Source organism: Micromonospora trifolii, assembly GCF_050516465.1.
GTDB classification, from domain to species: Bacteria; Actinomycetota; Actinomycetes; order Mycobacteriales; family Micromonosporaceae; genus Micromonospora; species Micromonospora trifolii.
Genome location: NZ_CP191526.1, coordinates 45,925 through 62,940 on the forward strand (window position 1 = coordinate 45,925; position 17,016 = coordinate 62,940).

A 17,016-nucleotide genomic window follows, 5' to 3' on the forward strand; every position below is an offset into this window, starting at 1 on the left:
CCGGTCGGAATCCTGCAACAGACCTGCAAGCGCCAGGCATTGACGCTGATGGTTGGGCAGTCCTAGCCTCGAAGCATTGGGAAAGCCCTTTCCCCAGGGCTTCGATCCCGCTTCACTCCGCTTCGGATCCGGGCGTCCGGCGGGGGCGCACACCGAGCCCGTTCAGCGCAGCACGCCGTGCGTACACGTCTCGGTACGGCCGCCGAGGGATCACCACCACATGCGTCAAGGAGGACACCTGTGCAAAAAAGACGACTCTCCGGCCGCCGACCACTCCTGCTGGCGGTGGGCGCCGGGGTGACCGCGGCGGCCCTCGCCGCCGGCATGACCTCGGCCTTCGCGGCCACCGTCTTCAGCGACGACTTCACCGACGGCGACACCTCCGGCTGGTCCAAGTCCGGCGGCACCTGGACCGTCGACGGCTCGGGCGTGCTCAACCAGTCCAACGCCGGCAGCGAGCTGGCCCGGCAGTTCGCCGGCCAGACCAGCTGGACCAACTACTCCGTGCAGGCCCGGGTCAGGCCGACGAGCTTCGGCTCGTCCAGCGCCCTGGTCGGGCTCGCCGCCCGCTCCACCAGCAGCACCAAGATGTACCGGCTGGCCCTGCTCGGCTCCGGCCGGGCCGAGCTCCAGGCGGTCAACGGCAGCTCCGTCACGGCGATCGGTTCCGCCGCGCTGGGCATCGGCACCGGCACCTGGTACACAGTGCGCATCGAGACCAGCGGCAGCACCATCCGCGGCTTCGTCAACGGCACCCAGATCGCGTCCGGCAGCAACAGCCTGGCCGGCGCGGGCCGGATCGGGCTGGTCACCGCGTACGCCAGTGGCGGCTTCGACGACGTGGCGGTCGACTCCTCCGGCGGCGGTACTCCGACCACGCCGCCGCCGACCACCACTCCGCCACCGACCACGCCGCCGCCGACCACCACACCTCCGCCGGCTGGCTGGCCGACGCCCACCAGCAGCCAGAAGGTGGACGCCACGATCGCGGTCTCCGGCACCTTCGACGGTGGGCTCAAGCGCTACTACGGCATCGGTGACGGTGGGCAGGGTGAGAGCCAGGACCCGATGTTCGAGCTGGCCGTCGGCGCCACCCTGCGCAACGTGATCATCGGCGCCCCGGCCGGCGACGGTGTGCACTGCGAGGGCAACTGCACCCTGATCAACGTCTGGTGGGAGGACGTCGGCGAGGACGCGGCGACCTTCCGCGGCGGCACGACGTACACCGTCGACGGCGGCGGGGCCCGCTCCGCCAGTGACAAGGTCTTCCAGCACAACGGCTCGGGCACCGTCCACATCAAGAACTTCCGGGTGGAGAACGCCGGCAAGCTCTACCGCGCCTGCGGCAACTGCTCCACGTCGTACCAGCGGCACGTGGTGATCGACAACGTGATCGTCCGGAACACCGACGCGATCGCCGGCATCAACACCAACTGGGGCGACACCGCCCGGTTCAGCCGGATCACCATCGTCGGCGACCCGGACCGGGAGACCTCGATCTGCGTGAAGTACAAGGGCGTGCCGAAGGGCAGCGAGCCGACCGAGATCGGTGAGGGCGCCGATGGCGTCAACTGCCTCTACTCGCCCTCGGACATCACCTACCAGTAGGCCGGAACGACGGCACCCCGCGTACCGCCCGGTCCGCGGGGTGCCGTCACCTCACCCCATCAGGGGTACGCCGGAGACGTCGACGGTGTCCGGATACTTCAGCCCGGAGCCGGTGTTGAGCACCACCACCCGCTCGCCGGCCCGGATCCACCCGCCCGCGCGCAGTTGCCGCGCCGCCGTGAGGCAGGCCGCCCCCTCCGGGCAGAGCAGCAGCCCCTCCCGGGCGGCGAAGTCCCGCAGATCGGTCAGGATGTCCGCGTCGTCGACGGCGACGGCCGTACCGGAGGACTCCCGCAGCGCCGCCAGGATCAACTCGTCGCCCAGCGGGGCCGGCACTGTGATACCGAACGCCACAGTGTGCGCGTCCGCCCACGGCTGCGCCCGATCCTCGCCGGCGGCGAAGGCCCGCACGATCGGCGCGCAGCCGGTGGACTGCACGGCCACCAGCCGAGGCAGCTTGTCGCCGATCCAGCCCAGCTCGCGCATCTCGTGCAGCGCCTTGTGGATGCCGATCAGGCCCACTCCGCCGCCGGTCGGATAGATGATCACGTCGGGCGTCTGCCAGCCGAGCTGCTCGACGATCTCGTACCCCATCGTCTTCTTGCCCTCCAGCCGGTAGGGCTCGCGCAGCGTGCCGGCGTCGAAGATCGCCCCGTTCGACTCGGCGATCAGCTCGGCCACCCGCCGACCGGCGTCGCCGATCAGCCCGTCGATCAGGCGCAGGTCGGCGCCGGCGGCGACGCACTCGCGCCGGCAGATGCTCGGCGCCTCCAGCGGCATGACGATTGTCGCGCCCATTCCGGCCCGCGCGGCGTACGTGGCCCAGGCCGACCCGGCGTTGCCGTTGGTGGGCATCGCGATCCGCTCGACGCCCAGCTCGCGGGCCCGGCTCACCCCGACCGCGGCGCCCCGGGCCTTGAACGAGCCGGTCGGGATCAACCCCTCGTCCTTGACCATCAGGTCCGCGATGCCGATCTCGGTGCCGTACGCCGGGGTGCGCAACAGCGGCGTCCAGCCCTCACCCAGCGTGGTGACGTGCCGAGGGTCGGCGACCGGCAGCACCTCCCGGTAGCGCCACAGGTCGGCCGGGCGCAGTGGAAAGCGTTCCGGGGTGACCGCCTTCGCCACGGCCGGTAGGTCGTAGCGGGCCAGCAGCGGCGATCCGCACTCGCAGAGATTCTGTAACCGGTCGGCGGCGTACTCCTTGCCGCAGCGCGGGCAGTCCAGGTGGGTCAGGTACACGTCGCTCCTCGCCGTCACACCGCGTCGATGCTCAGCCAGTGCCGGCTGCGCCGCCCCGGCTGGTAGACCGAGTCCAGCCGCTTGGCGACCACGCCCGGCAGGCCCTGTTCCTGCCCGGTACGCAGGGCCTCGTCGCCCGCGCCCGGGAACCACGGCGGAGTCTGCCAGTGCGTACCGGCCAAGACCAGCCCATCGAGCAGCTCCCGGCGTTGCGCGTACGGCACGTCGACGCTGCTCACGCCCTCCAACCAGAGCAGGTCGACGATCAGGTACTGGGCGCCGGCGGGGACCCGGCCGCCGGTGGCCGGCCGGACCGGGCGGACCCGTCCGGCACCGTCGATGCGGACCAGCACACCGTCGAGCACCGCCTCGGTGGGCGCGAGCGCCTCGGCCATCGCGCGCAGCCACGGGTACCCGCCGGTGATCTCCTCGTCGGTCTCGGAGAGCAGCCGCAGTCGCCCGCCGGAGACGTACGCCATCGCCCGGACGCCGTCCCAGCGCAGCTCGTATCCCCAGGCGGCGCGGTCGCGGGGGAGCCCGGCGGCGGGCGTGGTGTGCATCGGTCGGACCAGATCCGGCATCGGCGTCCAGCCCGGCGGAGCGGGGTCGGTGCGACGGACCATCCAGTCCCGCCCTCCGGTGGCGAAGAGGACGTAGCGGCCGGCGGTCCGCTCACCGGAGAGCGTCACGATCACCTCGTCGTCGCGCCACTTCTCGCAGCGGTAGGTGCCCCGGTCGTGGATGAGCATCCGACCGCCGCCGTACTCGCCGGCGGGGATCTCGCCGGCGAAGTCGAGGTACTCCATCGGGTGGTCCTCGGTGTGCACGGCGAGGTGGTTGCGACCCGGATCGCGGGGCAGACCGCGTGGCACCGCCCAGGACGCGAGCACCCCCTCGTGCTCCAGGCGTAGGTCCCAGTGCAGGCTGCGGGCGTGGTGCTGCTGGATGACGAAGCGGGCGGCGTCGGCGTCGGTGCCGGCCGGCGGCGGGCTCTCCGAGGGCACCGGCTCGGGTGTGCGGGCCGCGTCCCGCCGTCGCCGGTACTCGTCCAGCCGGTCGGTCACACCCGCATTCTCCGGCAAACCGGACCGGTGCGCTGGACGCCGGAGTGTCCGGTTCGCTCGGCGGCCGGGGGCGCGGCGGGGTAGAACGGACCTCATGGACCTCACCGACCAGCCCACCGCCCTGCTCCCCGGTGACGTGCGGATGCCCCTGCTCGGCTTCGGCACCTGGCAGGCCACCGGCCAGGCCGGTTACGACGCCGTGCTGGCCGCGCTCGACACCGGCTACCGGCACCTCGACACCGCCACCGTGTACGGCAACGAGCGGGAGGTCGGCCGGGCGGTGCGGGAGAGCGGGCTGCGTCGGGAGGATCTCTTCATCACCACCAAGCTCCCGCCGGACCGGGTGGGCCGGGAGCGCGCGACGCTGGAGGCCAGCCTGGAGGCGCTCGGCGTCGAGCACGTGGACCTTTGGCTGATCCACTGGCCGCCGTCGTCGCCGGGGGACAGCATCCCGCTCTGGCGCGAGTTGCTCGCCGCCCGCGACGAGAACCTCGCCCGGGCGGTCGGGGTGAGCAACTACAGCACCGCGGAGATCGACGAGCTGATCCAGTCCACCGAGGAAAACCCGGCGGTCAACCAGATCCGGTGGAGCCCGTCGCTGTACGACAGGCAGCGGCACGCCGAACACCGGGACCGGGGCGTGGTGCTGGAGGGGTACAGCCCGTTCAAGACCAGCGACCTCAGTGACCCGGTGCTGACCAGGATCGCCGGCGCGCACGGCGTCTCCCCGGCGCAGGTGGTGCTGCGGTGGCACATCGACCACGAGATCGTGGTGATCCCGAAGTCGGTGACCCCGGAGCGGATCACCGCCAACTTCGACGTCTTCCACTTCTCGCTCACGGCCGAGGAGATGCGCGACATCGACGCGCTCGGCGAGGTCTGACTGGCGAATTCCTTCAGCCTGCGACGCGGTCGTGAAGGGTATCGACATCGACGTACGTGACGGTATAGCGTGCCCGTCATCACGTTCGTCGATCCGTTCGTACCCGCCGTCGCTGGAGGATCGCCATGGCCCGAACCCCGTCCATCCGTCTGCGCCGCCGTGGGGTGCTCGGCATCCCCGCCCTGGTGGTCGCCGCGCTGACAGTCGTCGCCCGACCCGCCGCGGCCAGCGCCGCGCCGAAGGCCGAGTGCCTCGCCGACCTGCTTCAGGACGCCTGATGGCCACGATTCCCTGGCTGGTGGACGTGCTGCGCGCCGCCGGAGTCCAGGTTGTGGTCGAGGGGGACTGGCTCAACCGGATGCGGCCCGGCTCCTTCGATCCGATCGGGGTGCTCTGGCACCACACCGCCTCGACCTCCAGCGCCAGCAACCCACACCCGGCGCTCGGCATCTGCATCAACGGCCGGTCCGACCTGCCGGGCCCCCTGTGTCAGGCGCTCGTCGACTACAACGGCGTCTTCCACGTCATCTCCGCCGGCCGGTGCAACCATGCCGGGGTCAGCGGCGGCAGCGGACCGATCCCGGCCGGAGACGGCAACACCCTCATGATCGGGTGGGAGATCGACTACAACGGCGTCAACCAGGAGATGACGGCCGCGCAGTACAACGCGTCGCTCGCCGCCACCGCCGCCGTGCTCACCCGGCTCGGCCGGGACAGCAGCTACGCCCGGGGCCACCGGGAGACCAGCACCACCGGCAAGATCGACCCGTCCTTCATCGACCTGAACGTCATGCGCGCCGACGTGGCGGCGAGAATGGCCGGCGGCGGCACGGCATGGTCCTCCACCGTGGACAACACCACCAGCGGGCGGTTCACCGCCAGCGCCAACTGGGGCGTGTCGTCGTACTCCAGTCAGCGGTACGGCGCCGACTACCGCTACGCGGACCCGGTCGCCGCCAGCGACGTCGCGTGGTACCGGTTCAACGTCCCGGCCACCGCCAGCTACCGGGTCGAGGCCTGGTGGCCGGCGAACTCGGGCTACAACAGCGCCGCCCCGTACATCGTCGCCACCAGCACCGGCAACCAGACCGTCCGCGTCGACCAACGGGCCACCGGCGGGCAGTGGCGGATCCTCGGCACCTTCACACTCCCGGCCGGTGACGCCAACCGGGTGGGCGTGAGTCGATGGAGCAACACCACCGGCCTGGTCGTCGCCGACGCCGTACGCCTCACCCGCGTCTGACCCTGGTCTCTGAGCGGTGGGGGCGCGACCGCATGGTCACGCCCCCACCGTCAGGTCAGGTGCGGGAGCAGGTTGCCCCGTTGAGCGAGAAGCTGGTCGGCGACGAGTACGACCCGCTCAGCGTCCCCTGGTAGCCGAAGCTGGCCGTGCCCCCGGGTGCGACCGACCCGTTGTGGCCGACGTTCCGGGCGGTCACCGTCGACCCGCTCTGGCTCACCGTGGCGTTCCAGGCGTTGGTGACCTGCTGACCGCCGGGCAGGCTGTAGGTCAGCGTCCAACCGTTGAGCGCGCTGGACCCGGTGTTGGTGATCTGCACGTCGGCCGTGAAGCCGTTGTTCCACGAGTTCGCCGTGTACTTCACCGCGCAGCTCGCGCCACCGCTCGGCGGCGGGGTCGTCGGGTCGGTCGGCGGCTGGCCGCCACCGTTGACGTTGGCCGAGAACGACGTCACCGCGAGGCCGACGCCGCCCTGCCACGGCTCGAAGCCGGCCTGGATGCTGGTCAGGTACCAGGAGTTGGTGATCGCGCCCCGGTTGCGGGTGTCGTTGATGAAGTCCAGCACGCTGAAGTTCAGGCTGGAGATCGCCGACGACGCGACGTAGGAGATGACGTTGTTGGAGCCGTTGCTGCCCCGCCAGACCTCCCAGGTGCGGCCGGCCAGGTTCGTGGTGCCGACGACCGAGCCGATGGGCTGGATCGGACCCTGCCGGTTGAGCCAGATCATGATTTCCATCTGGTTCACCCCGTCCCGCTTGGGCGACGGGTCCAGCCAGATGTCGTACGACGCGTTGTAGGTGGCGCCGCTGACGTAGCGGTAGGAGATGCTGCTGGTTGCGCTGCTGATCTGGCTCACCTGGATCGGCAGGTTCGTGCCGGGGGAGCAGTTGGTGTAGTGACACCCGAAGAACACCGAGGGGTACGCAGTGGGCGCCCCGTTGGTGGGGCTGCTGCCGTTCTGAGTGGTGATCTCGAAACCATTGCTGGTGGCGTTGATGCACTGCTGGGCGGTGGTGCCCCAGCGGTTGTTCTGCACCACGTAGCGGCCCTGGATGACGGTCGAGCCGTACTGTTCGCAGATCTGGGTGTCGGCGGAGGCGCTGCCGCCGAGGGCCACTGCCACCAGCGAACTGGCGACCAGCAACCCGGCGGCGGCCAGGGCCCGAAGTTGACGTTTCATGACACTCCTTGACTCGGCGCGTGCCGGGCGCCGGATGTGGTGGGGTACGGCGGGAGCGCTCCCACGCTCAACGACACATTTACATGTCTGAAACTGGTGCGCAACCGTCCGCGTCGAACTGGTGAATTGTGAGGATTGCCATGGCCCCGCCGGACGGCTGGCGACGGACGGCCAGGCGAGCGGCGCGGGTCACCGACGAGCGGCGGGGTGCGGGCCGATTGGGCCTGGTGTGCACCGATCGCTCCGAGTAGCGTGTTGCCTCCAACGCGTGCCGCTCCCCCTCCGGAGGCGTACACCACCATGGGTGGCTCCCCCCTGCGCATCCTCGTCGTCGGCGCGGGCATCGCCGGCCTGGCCGTAGCCCGGGCGCTGCGCCTGGCGGGCTTCCGGCCCGACGTCACCGACAAGCTGCCACCGGGGGAGTCCACCGAGACCGGTCTCTACCTGCCCGGCAACGCCGCCCGCGCGCTACACCGGCTCGACCTGCACGACCCGGTCCGGCCGATCGGGCAGGTGATCCGCCGGCAGCGGTTCTTCGACGCCGCGGGCGCGCAACTCTGCGAGGTCGACCTCGACGCCCTCTGGGCCGGCGTCGGCGAGTGCCGGGCGCTGCCCCGGGCCGACCTGCACCGGGTGCTGCTCAGCGGTGCCGGCGGCGCCGTCCGGCACGGCGCCGAGGTCCGCACCCTGGACCTGCTCCCGGGCGCGGTCGGCGTCACCTTCACCGACGGCACCACCACCGAGTACGACCTGGTCATCGGCGCCGACGGGCCACGCTCCTCGGTCCGTGCGCTGGCCGCGCTCGGTGGGCCGCCGCGCCCGGTCGGGCAGGTGGTCTACCGGGCCGTCCTGCGCGACGGCCCACCGGTCACCGAGTGGACCGCACTGCTCGGCCAGCGCTCCGGGTTCCTGATGGTGCCGATCGGTGCCGGGCGGCTGCACCTCTACGCCGACGAGGCCGGCACCGAGGAACCCGCCGACCCGCTGGCCCGGCTGCGGGACCTCTTCGCCGACTACCGCGGCCCGGTCCCCGAGGTGCTGGCGGCCCTCGACGAGGTGCACGTCGGGATCACCGACGAGGTGGAGTTGGGCCGCTGGTACCGGGGGCGTGTCCTGCTGGTCGGCGACGCCGCGCACGCCACCGCGCCGACGCTGTCGCAGGGTGCGGCCATGGCGTTGGAGGACGCCGTGGTGCTGGCCGAGTCGCTGCGCGCCGCCAACAGCGTGGAGGCGGCGCTCGTGGCGTACGAAAGTCGTCGCCGTCCGCGTACCCGATGGGTGCGGGACCGGACCCGGGACCGCAACCGGACCAGGGACGTGCCGCCGGCGCTGCGCGACCCGCTGCTGCGCGGACGCGGTGACCGCATCTTCGGGGAGCACTACCGGCTCCTGCTCGGCCCGCTGTAGGCCCGTAGTAGATCGTGTCACGCCACCCCACGCGGCGCTGCGACCTGCCGGGGACTATCCTCCTTGCGGATGACGGCCCGCCGATAACCAGCGTGTGCCGAGCGGGACAACCGAGAACCGGAGGCCACTCGTGACCACCGTCGCACCCAAGCCGGTCGTGACCCGGCCCTGGCCGGTCCGGGAGCCGGTCAAGGGGTCGGCCATCGCGCGGCTGCTGCGAACCACGGACGCGAAGCAGATCGGGATCATGTACATGATCACCGCGTTCGTGTTCTTCATGATCGGTGGCGTGATGGCCCTGATCATGCGGGCTGAGCTGGCCCGACCCGGGCTGCAGTTCCTGTCGCCCGAGCAGTACAACCAGCTCTTCACGATGCACGGCACGATCATGTTGTTGTTCTTCGCGACGCCGATCGTGTTCGCGTTCGCGAACTACATCGTGCCGATCCAGATCGGCGCGCCCGACGTCTCCTTCCCCCGGCTGAACAGCTTCGCCTACTGGCTGTACCTGTTCGGCGGCACGATGGCGACCGCCGGGTTCCTCACCCCGGGTGGCGCCGCTGACTTCGGCTGGTTCGCGTACGCGCCGCTGAGCAGCGTCGAGCACTCGCCGGGCGTCGGCGCCAACATGTGGATCATGGGTCTGGCCATCTCCGGCCTGGGCACCATCCTCGGCGCCGTGAACATGATCACCACGGTGCTGACCCTGCGCGCGCCCGGCATGACCATGTTCCGGATGCCGATCTTCACGTGGAACATCCTGGTCACCAGCCTCCTGGTGATCCTGGTCTTCCCGCTGCTGGCCGCCGCGCTCTTCGCGCTCGCCGCGGACCGCATCCTCGGCGCGCACGTGTACGACCCGGCAACCGGTGGGCCGATGCTCTGGCAGCACCTGTTCTGGTTCTTCGGGCACCCCGAGGTCTACATCGTGGCGTTGCCGTTCTTCGGCATCATCAGCGAGGTCATCCCGGTCTTCTCCCGCAAGCCGATCTTCGGCTACAAGGGTCTGGTCGCCGCGACCGTCGCGATCGCCGCGCTCTCCATGAGCGTCTGGGCGCACCACATGTTCGCCACCGGCCAGGTGCTGCTGCCGTTCTTCAGCTTCCTGAGCTACCTGATCGCCGTGCCGACCGGTATGAAGTTCTTCAACTGGATCGGCACCATGTGGCGGGGCCAGATCAGCTTCGAGACGCCCATGCTCTGGGCGGTCGGCTTCCTGGTCACCTTCCTCTTCGGTGGTCTCACCGGTGTGCTGCTGGCCAGCCCGCCGATCGACTTCCACGTGTCGGACTCGTACTTCGTGGTGGCGCACTTCCACTACGTGCTCTTCGGCACCATCGTGTTCGCGGTCTTCGCGGGCATCTACTTCTGGTTCCCGAAGATGTTCGGCCGGATGCTCGACGAGCGCCTGGGCAAGGTGCACTTCTGGCTCACCATGATCGGCTTCCACACCACGTTCCTGGTGCAGCACTGGCTCGGCAACGAGGGCATGCCCCGTCGGTACGCCGACTACCTGCCCAGCGACGGCTTCACCACGCTGAACACGATCTCCACGATCGGCGCGTTCATCACCGGTATCTCCACGCTGCCGTTCATCTACAACTGCTGGAAGTCGTACAAGACCGGCCCGGTGGTCGAGGTGAACGACCCCTGGGGTCACGGCAACTCGCTGGAGTGGGCGACCAGCAGCCCGCCGCCGCTGCGTAACTTCGACCGGATGCCGCGGATCCGCTCCGAGCGGCCGGCGTTCGACATGAAGTTCCCGGAGTTGGCGGCCGGTGGCCAGAGCCTGGCCGGCCCGCCGGAGGGTGGCGCCAAGCCGCTCACCAGCGAGTCGGACGGCGGGGCCAGCTACCGCGAGGACACCGCGAGCGACGTCGACCGGCACTGACGCTCAAGCTCAGCAGTACGACGGGCGCCGCCCCCCGGGACACCGGGAGCGGCGCCCGTCGCCATGTCCAGCCCACCGTCGCTCTCGCGTCTCGCCCCGTTCCAGCCGCTCCGCGTCGCTTGCTCCGGCCGGGCCCGCGTCGCACCTGCCTGGCCCGGCCGGGCCCGCGTCGCACCTGCGTGGCCGGATCTCCAGGTGGCGGTAGTCCTGACGAGCGATATACCTGTGAGTCATAAATATGCCTCACAGGTATATCTGCGGTGAGCAGGTGTGCCGCCTGTCGGGCGGTCGAGGCAGATCGCCGACCGGTGTGGCGCTGCGTCGTTCCGGCAGAGCAGCAGGGTCGGCCGGTGCGCCCAGCACAAGACAGCGCAGCGCGGGACCGGCTAGGGACGCCGACCTTCAGTTCGCTGCGACGGCGGGGTCGTCAGTGGGCGGGGGTGAGGTCGACCTCGACGGGCGGCGGGGTGGCCGCTTCGGCGTTGCGGCGGCGGCGCAGCTCGATCGGGAGCACCACCAGGGTGACCAGCGCGCCGAGCGCCCCGGTCACCACAAAGCCCCAGAGTGGCGCGCTGGCGTCGATCACCGCGCCGGCGAGCGGCGCGCCGACGGCGATGCCGACGGTGACCGCGGAGCCGTGCAGACCCATCGCCTCGCCGCGTACCTCGGCCGGCACCAGGCGGCTGACCGCGTCCGAGCCGGCGGCGATGGTCGGCGCACAGAGCGCGCCGGCGGGGATCAGCGCCAGGCACAGCAGCCACCAGTGCGCACCGCCGAGCCCCACCGGAATGGTGCACAGGGCCAGTGCGGCGGTCAGTGCCAGCGGAGAGAACGAGCGGTGCACGGCCCCGTAGGCGAAACCGCCGGCCAGCGAGGCGACCGCCCAGATGGCCAGGACCGCGCCGGTCCAGCCGACCTCGCCGCTGGCGCGCAGGACGGCGACCACCGCCACGTCGGTGCCGCCGAGCACCAGGGTCGCGGCGGCGCTGAGCGCCAGGACGGCGAGCAGTCGGGGGGTCAGCCACTCACGGCGCGGCACCCGGCGTTGTGGGCCGGTGGGCTCGGTGGCCTCCCGGATCGGTGGGTTGACCACCCACAGGGCGATCCCGGCGGCGACGATGCCGCCACCGACCAGATACATGGTGGTCTGCGCGGAGATCGCGGTGACCAGCGCCACCGCCAGCGCCGGACCGATCATGAAGGACAGCTCCACCGACATCGAGTCCAGTGCGTAGGCCGGGCGGCGTTGGTCCTCGGGGACCAGCGCGGCGATCGACTGACGGACCACGGAGAAGATGGGCAGGGCCAGGGAGCCGGCCACGAAGGCGGCCGGCAGGAGCACGGGGTACGCCAGCGTGGGCGCGGTGGACCAGAAGATCGCCTCGGCGATCCCGGTGAGCACCAGGACTGGGCGCAGTCCACGCCGGTCCACGAGTCGACCGAGCAGCGGCCCGCCGATCGCCGCCCCCACGGTGACGGCCGCACCCACCAGGCCGGCCGCCCCGTAGCCCCGATCAAGGTCGAGCACCACGTGGAAGGTCAGCGTCACCCCGGTCGCGGTGAGCGGGATGCGGGCGAGGACGGCGACCACCAGCAGCGATCGCAGGCCGGGCAGGGCGAGCGCCCGCCGGTAAGGCTTCATGTTCACGTGGGTCCGTACCTCCGGCGACATCCTTGACCGGCGGCGGCCCCTTGGCCAACCAATTAGCGCCTCATGCGGCCCTGATCACAGGCTGGCCCTGCATGATCACCCCGGCGCCGTCCATCGCGCGCAGGGCCACGTCGGTGGTCGCCGGGGCGACGGCGGCGGTCAACTCCAGCAGCACGGTGGTGGTGAAACCCTCCCGGGCGGCGTCCAGCGCGGTCGCTCGGACGCAGTGGTCCGTGGCGATGCCGACCACGTCGACCCGGTCCACGTCGTGTCGGCGCAGCCAGTCGGCCAGGCACTCGCCGTCGTCGGCGTGCCCCTCGAAACCGGAGTACGCCGCCGCGTGCTCGCCCTTGTGGAAGATCGTCTCGACCCGGGCGGTGTCCAGTTCCGGGTGGAACTCCGAACCGCTGGTGCCGACCACGCAGTGCCGGGGCCAGGACTCCACGAAGTCCGGCGGATCGCCGAAGTGGGCACCCGGGTCGACGTGGTAGTCCTTGGTGGCGACCACGTGCGTCCACCGGTCCGGTTCGGCAGCGAGTAGCCGGGAGATGCCGGCGGCCACCCCTGCGCCGCCGGCGACGGCCAGCGAGCCGCCCTCGCAGAAGTCGTTCTGCACGTCCACGATGATCAGCGCGTTGGCCATCGGGGGGCTTCCTCTCTCCGCACGGTCGGTCGGTGGCGCTCGGGGGTTGACTCAGCCAGCGGGTACGACGGTGACTGGCACGGCCGGGTCGCCGGCCGAGAGCTTCAGCCCCTCCCACGGAATGGAGATCAGGCACTCCCGCAGGTGCTCCCGTGACTCGTCGAGGGTGGGCAGCGGCACCGACTCGCCGGCGACCACGTACGACCGCTGGAGCAGGCGGTCGTTGGGCTGCCGGTCCGGAACACCCTGCGGGACGATGACCTCCTCGGTGGCGGTGCCGGTCGGCTTGTGCCGGCGCACCGCGACCTTCCGGCCGCCGATGGTGGCCTTGTGCTCGGAGCGCTTCACCACCGGCCGTCCCTCGACCTCGACCAGCTTGTAGACCAGACCGGCGGTCGGTGCCCCGGAGCCGGTGACCACGGCCGTGCCGGCGCCGTACATGTCCACCGGTTCGGCGGCCAGCGCGGCGATCGCGTACTCGTCCAGGTCACCGGAAACGATGATCTTGGTTTCGGTGGCGCCCAGCGAGTCGAGCAGCTCCCGGGACTGCTGGGCGATCACCGCGAGATCGCCGGAGTCGATCCGTACCGCCCGCAGGTCCGGCCCGGCCACCGCGATGGCGTTGCGGATGCCCTGGCTGATGTCGTACGTGTCGACCAGCAGCGTGGTGTCCTTGCCCAGCGTGGCGACCTGCGAGGCGAACGCCGTCCGCTCGTCGTCGTGCAGCAGGGTGAACGCGTGCGCCGCCGTGCCCGCCGTCGGAATGCCGTAGCGCGCGCCGGCGGCGAGGTTGGACGTGAACCGGAACCCGGCCAGGTACGCGGCCCGCGCCGCGGCCACCGCCGCCTCCTCGTGCGCCCGACGCGACCCCATCTCGATCAGTGCCCGGCCCCGCGCCGCGGTCACCATCCGGGCCGCCGCGGCGGCCACCGCGCTGTCGTGGTTGAGCACGGACAGCGCCAGCGTCTCCAGCACCACACATTCGGCGAAGCCGCCGGAGACGGTGAGGATCGGTGAACCGGGGAAGAAGAGTTCGCCCTCGGCGTACCCGTCGATGTCGCCGGTGAAGCGGTAGTCGGTGAGCCACGCCGCCGCCGTCTCGTCGACCACCCCGTTGCGCAGCAGGAACTCGACCTCGGTGGGGTCGAACCGGAAGTCGCGGATCAGGTCGATCAGCCGGGCCGTCCCGGCGACCACGCCGTACCGGCGGCCGCTGGGCAGCCGGCGGCTGAACACCTCGAAGACACACCGGCGGTCGGCGGTGCCGTCCTTCAGTGCCGCGCTGACCATGGTCAGCTCGTAGTGGTCGGTCAGGAGCGCGGGGCGGTGGATGCTCACCGCCCCAGCCTAAGGTTCAGCTCGGGTCGCCGCCGTCGTGGCCCGGGATCGAACGTAACGCCGCCCACAGCTCGGCCCGGCCGGTGACGCCGAGCTTGGCGTAGATCCGCTGGAGGTGGTTCTCCACCGTGCGCGCCGAGAGGTAGAGCCGTTCGGCGATGGCCCGGCTGGGGGCGCCGTGCGCGGCGAGGCGCGCCACCTGCCACTCCCGCTCGGTGAGCACGGGCGCGCCGGCCTGGAGCGCCGGCGTCCGGATCAGGTCACAGCGCCCGAGTAACCCGGCGAGGCGCTCCCGGGCGTCGTTGGCCGCAACCGAGTGTTGCTGGCGCAGCCGCTGGACGGCCTGGGAGGTGGCCTCGGCGGCGTACACGGTCAACTCCAAGGCCGCATAGTCGTCGGCGACCGCGAGCAGATCGGTGGGGGAGTCGGTCACCGCGGCGCGGGCGTGCCGGGCCAGCAGCGGCGGCAGCACTCCGTCGACCCGCTCGGAGAGCTCGGCGAGGCGCTGCGCGACGGTGCGCCGGCCACCATCGGAGCAGGTGGGCCCGACCGCCATGCCCGCCTGGTCCAGTCGGACGAGGTCGTGCAGCACATGCACCTCGTGCCCGGCGAAGCCGTCCGAGCGCAGCCGATCCACCAGGTCACCGAGGTGTTTGACAGCGCCCGGCAGGTCGCCCGAGGCGGCGAGCGACGCGCCCCGAGCCTGCTCCAGCCACGGGTAGAGCACCGCCATGCCCGGCGCGTGGGTGCGGTCCGCTTCGGCCATCGCCGCAACCGACTGTGCCGCGTCACCGCGCAGCGCCGCCGCCTGGGCGCGTTCGGCCTGAGCCAGACCGGCGTAGACCCGACTCGTGGCCAGCACCGCGCAGGCGCCCAGCGAGGTCCGCATGGCCGCGTCGCTCTGCCCGCGCAGCCGGGCCGCGTACGCCTGGAGGATGGCCAGGTAGCCGGTGCCGAGGCGGAAGTCGCCGGCTCCGGCGAGGTCGGCGAACTCGTCGGCCACGATCGCGTCGATCCCGGCCAGGTCGCCGGTGAGCATGAGCCGGGTGCCTCGGGCCAGCTCCAGTGCCAACTGGAGGTACGGCATGTCGGTGCGCCAGCTCGCCGCGGCCGAGTGCACCTGGGCGATCGCCGTACCGCTGCGGGTCAGCTCGCCCTGCGCGGCCTGGACGTACGCGATGGTGGAACGGGCCAGCTCGCGGGCGGCGACGCCGGCCGCCGGCCGGTCCAGTACTCGTCGGCTGAGTTGCACCGCGGTGGCCGTGTCCAGTCGGTGCAGGCGCATGATCGCCTCGAAGGCGTGCACCCGGGACCGGTCGGCGGAGTCGCTGAGCTGCTCGACCCGGCTCGCGATTTCCTCCACCGTGGACTGCCGGCTCAGCCCCCAGTAGCTGACCATGCCGCGTACGGTCAGCCACCGGCAGAGCCGCCGCTCGTCGCCGGGCTCGGGGGTGACCGCGTCGAGGACGTCGATCGCCTCGTCGGGCCGGTCGGCGAACATCAGGATCGTGGCCAGCAGCTCCGCCGCGTCGTAGCCGCCGTCGGCGTTCAGCGCGGCCCGCGCCAGGCGGGTCGCCAGAGGCACGTCGTAGCGGGTGAACGCCTGCACCGCGGCGTCCAGCAACAGAGCCGGGTCCTGTGCGGTGCCCGAGTCGAGTCGCCAGACGGCCACCCGCAACAGGTCGTCGCGGCGGCGTTTGCCGACCTGCTCGAGCAGCTCGGCGAGGTGTGCCTGAAGTCGGCGGGTGCGGCTGACCGGGCAGCGACGGCGCATCACCTCGCCGTAGAGCGGGTGCGCCAGCCGGACGTTGGTGCGCCGGTCGTGCTGGATGACGGTGATCAGCCCGCGTTCCTCGGCGGTTTCCACGTCCGACTGCTCGGCGGCCTGCTTCAGGAGGTGCAGGCCCAGTGGTTCGCCGAACGCGACCAGCTCGACGACCGCGCGGACGCCGTCGGTGAGCTTGCCGACCCGGGTGTCGATGAGGTCGGTCAGGTTGGGCGCCAGCTCCAGTCGCCCGGTCCACTTCCAGATCCCGTACGTGCGCTTCAACTCGGCGCTGCCGTTGGCGGCGTGCACCAGCTCGCGCAGCAGCAGTGGGTTGCCGGCCGACAGCCGGCCGAGCCGGTCCGCGGAGCCGGCGTCGACCGGGCCGCCCAGGATCGCCGCGAGCAGGCCAGCGGTCTCCGCCTGCGGCATCGGAGTCAGCTCGACGTGCTCGACCAGGTCGTCGGTCCAGAGTGCGCGGATCGGCAGCGGGATCTGCTCGCCGTCGCGCAGGGTGCCGACCACTGTGGCGTTCTCGGCGCGGGCGACCAGGTGCACCAGCGCCGCCGAGGGGGGATCGAGCAGGTGGGCATCGTCGATGGCGAGCACGATCCGTCGGCCGGCCGCCTGCTGTTGCAGCACGTTGAGCGCCCAGCGCAGGATGCCGGCGGGGGAGAGGCCCTGGGGCTGCTCGGCGGGGAGGACCTGGACCAGACCACCGAACGGCAGCGCCGCGGTGGTGGCGCTGGCGGCGATGGACCAGATCGCGAACCGGTCGGTGGGCAACGCGCCCACGCCCTCGCGCAGCAAGCGACTCTTGCCGATGCCAGCGCTGCCGCTGAAGAAGAGCCCGCGGCCGGCCTCACCGGTCACCGCCTCCAGCAGGCGGTTGAGCTCATCCGTGCGGCCGACGAACTCCCACCGACTCATTCGCGCAGCATATCGACCGGAATCCGTCCGCGCCCGTACCGTCACGGTGCGAAGTTGAGTAATCGCACAATTACCGGTGAGTATTCGAGGTGTTCCGCCCGGTTGCCAGGCCGCCCGTAGTCTTCCGACATCCGGGTTGTTGTACCGGAATTTTCGCGACCGGACCTCCGGTCA

At 71.4% G+C, this 17,016-nt stretch carries 13 protein-coding genes; 6 read left to right on the forward strand and 7 right to left on the reverse strand.

Annotated elements, in window-relative coordinates:
• Window positions 1–240 precede the first annotated feature (240 nt).
• Window positions 241–1,608 (forward strand): pectate lyase, encoded by a 1,368-nt coding sequence (locus tag ACQRWP_RS00235; RefSeq protein ID WP_430500214.1) that lies wholly within the window; start codon window positions 241–243, stop codon window positions 1,606–1,608.
• Window positions 1,609–1,659: 51 nt separating this feature from the next.
• On the opposite strand, the gene ACQRWP_RS00240 is transcribed toward ACQRWP_RS00235, so the two are convergent.
• Together ACQRWP_RS00240 and ACQRWP_RS00245 are read right to left on the reverse strand one after the other, a co-directional pair.
• Window positions 1,660–2,850, reverse strand: coding sequence for a threonine synthase (locus tag ACQRWP_RS00240; RefSeq protein WP_430503373.1), 1,191 nt, complete (start codon window positions 2,848–2,850; stop codon window positions 1,660–1,662).
• 14 nt (window positions 2,851–2,864) lie between these two features.
• Window positions 2,865–3,914, reverse strand: a complete 1,050-nt coding sequence (locus ACQRWP_RS00245) for a DNA polymerase ligase N-terminal domain-containing protein (protein WP_430500216.1) — start codon at window positions 3,912–3,914, stop codon at window positions 2,865–2,867.
• Window positions 3,915–4,008: 94 nt separating this feature from the next.
• On the opposite strand from ACQRWP_RS00245, the gene ACQRWP_RS00250 reads away from it, so the two are divergent.
• The 3 genes from ACQRWP_RS00250 to ACQRWP_RS00260 all read left to right on the forward strand — a co-directional run bounded on the left by ACQRWP_RS00250 (window position 4,009) and on the right by ACQRWP_RS00260 (window position 6,040).
• A complete protein-coding gene (locus ACQRWP_RS00250) occupies window positions 4,009–4,797 on the forward strand; it encodes an aldo/keto reductase (protein ID WP_203120964.1) in 789 nt (262 codons plus the stop codon).
• A gap of 125 nt (window positions 4,798–4,922) precedes the next feature.
• The gene (locus tag ACQRWP_RS00255; protein ID WP_238678290.1) at window positions 4,923–5,075 is read left to right on the forward strand and encodes a hypothetical protein; all 153 of its coding nucleotides are present in this window, start codon (window positions 4,923–4,925) and stop codon (window positions 5,073–5,075) included.
• The gene (locus tag ACQRWP_RS00260) at window positions 5,075–6,040 is read left to right on the forward strand and encodes an N-acetylmuramoyl-L-alanine amidase (protein ID WP_430500219.1); all 966 of its coding nucleotides are present in this window, start codon (window positions 5,075–5,077) and stop codon (window positions 6,038–6,040) included. Before ACQRWP_RS00255 ends, ACQRWP_RS00260 begins: the two co-directional genes overlap by 1 nt.
• 55 nt (window positions 6,041–6,095) lie before the next feature.
• Here the strand turns inward: ACQRWP_RS00260 and ACQRWP_RS00265 are convergent, their stop codons facing one another.
• Entirely contained in the window at window positions 6,096–7,217 is a 1,122-nt protein-coding gene (locus ACQRWP_RS00265) for a GH12 family glycosyl hydrolase domain-containing protein (RefSeq protein WP_430500220.1), read from the reverse strand.
• Between the two features lie 300 nt (window positions 7,218–7,517).
• Between ACQRWP_RS00265 and ACQRWP_RS00270 the strand changes: the two genes are divergently transcribed.
• Window positions 7,518–8,624 carry an FAD-dependent monooxygenase gene (locus ACQRWP_RS00270; protein WP_410820515.1) on the forward strand — a complete coding sequence of 369 codons (1,107 nt, stop codon included), beginning with the start codon at window positions 7,518–7,520 and terminating at the stop codon, window positions 8,622–8,624.
• Between the two features lie 130 nt (window positions 8,625–8,754).
• The gene (ctaD, locus tag ACQRWP_RS00275) at window positions 8,755–10,515 is read left to right on the forward strand and encodes an aa3-type cytochrome oxidase subunit I (protein WP_354949227.1); all 1,761 of its coding nucleotides are present in this window, start codon (window positions 8,755–8,757) and stop codon (window positions 10,513–10,515) included.
• A 427-nt stretch (window positions 10,516–10,942) separates the two neighbouring features.
• On the opposite strand, the gene ACQRWP_RS00280 is transcribed toward ctaD, so the two are convergent.
• Genes ACQRWP_RS00280 through ACQRWP_RS00295 form a run of 4 tightly spaced genes read right to left on the reverse strand, consistent with a single transcriptional unit; the run spans window position 10,943 to window position 16,842 of the window.
• On the reverse strand, window positions 10,943–12,187 hold the full coding sequence (locus ACQRWP_RS00280) for an MFS transporter (protein WP_430500222.1): 1,245 nt from the start codon (window positions 12,185–12,187) through the stop codon (window positions 10,943–10,945).
• Window positions 12,188–12,227: 40 nt separating this feature from the next.
• A complete protein-coding gene (locus ACQRWP_RS00285; RefSeq protein ID WP_430500223.1) occupies window positions 12,228–12,809 on the reverse strand; it encodes an isochorismatase family protein in 582 nt (193 codons plus the stop codon).
• A 51-nt stretch (window positions 12,810–12,860) separates the two neighbouring features.
• On the reverse strand, window positions 12,861–14,147 hold the full coding sequence (locus tag ACQRWP_RS00290; RefSeq protein WP_430500225.1) for a nicotinate phosphoribosyltransferase: 1,287 nt from the start codon (window positions 14,145–14,147) through the stop codon (window positions 12,861–12,863).
• 16 nt (window positions 14,148–14,163) lie between these two features.
• Window positions 14,164–16,842, reverse strand: a complete 2,679-nt coding sequence (locus ACQRWP_RS00295; RefSeq protein ID WP_430500226.1) for a LuxR C-terminal-related transcriptional regulator — start codon at window positions 16,840–16,842, stop codon at window positions 14,164–14,166.
• Between the last annotated feature and the right edge of the window lie 174 nt (window positions 16,843–17,016).

Excerpts from the sequence above, each read along its gene's own strand:
- ACQRWP_RS00265 (WP_430500220.1), bottom strand. The coding sequence starts at position 7,217 with ATGAAACGTCAACTTCGGGCCCTGGCCGCCGCCGGGTTGCTGGTCGCC.
- ACQRWP_RS00285 (WP_430500223.1), bottom strand. The coding sequence starts at position 12,809 with ATGGCCAACGCGCTGATCATCGTGGACGTGCAGAACGACTTCTGCGAG.
- ACQRWP_RS00270 (WP_410820515.1), top strand. The coding sequence starts at position 7,518 with ATGGGTGGCTCCCCCCTGCGCATCCTCGTCGTCGGCGCGGGCATCGCC.
- ACQRWP_RS00280 (WP_430500222.1), bottom strand. The coding sequence starts at position 12,187 with ATGTCGCCGGAGGTACGGACCCACGTGAACATGAAGCCTTACCGGCGG.
- ACQRWP_RS00255 (WP_238678290.1), top strand. The coding sequence starts at position 4,923 with ATGGCCCGAACCCCGTCCATCCGTCTGCGCCGCCGTGGGGTGCTCGGC.
- ACQRWP_RS00250 (WP_203120964.1), top strand. The coding sequence starts at position 4,009 with ATGGACCTCACCGACCAGCCCACCGCCCTGCTCCCCGGTGACGTGCGG.
- ACQRWP_RS00260 (WP_430500219.1), top strand. The coding sequence starts at position 5,075 with ATGGCCACGATTCCCTGGCTGGTGGACGTGCTGCGCGCCGCCGGAGTC.
- ACQRWP_RS00295 (WP_430500226.1), bottom strand. The coding sequence starts at position 16,842 with ATGAGTCGGTGGGAGTTCGTCGGCCGCACGGATGAGCTCAACCGCCTG.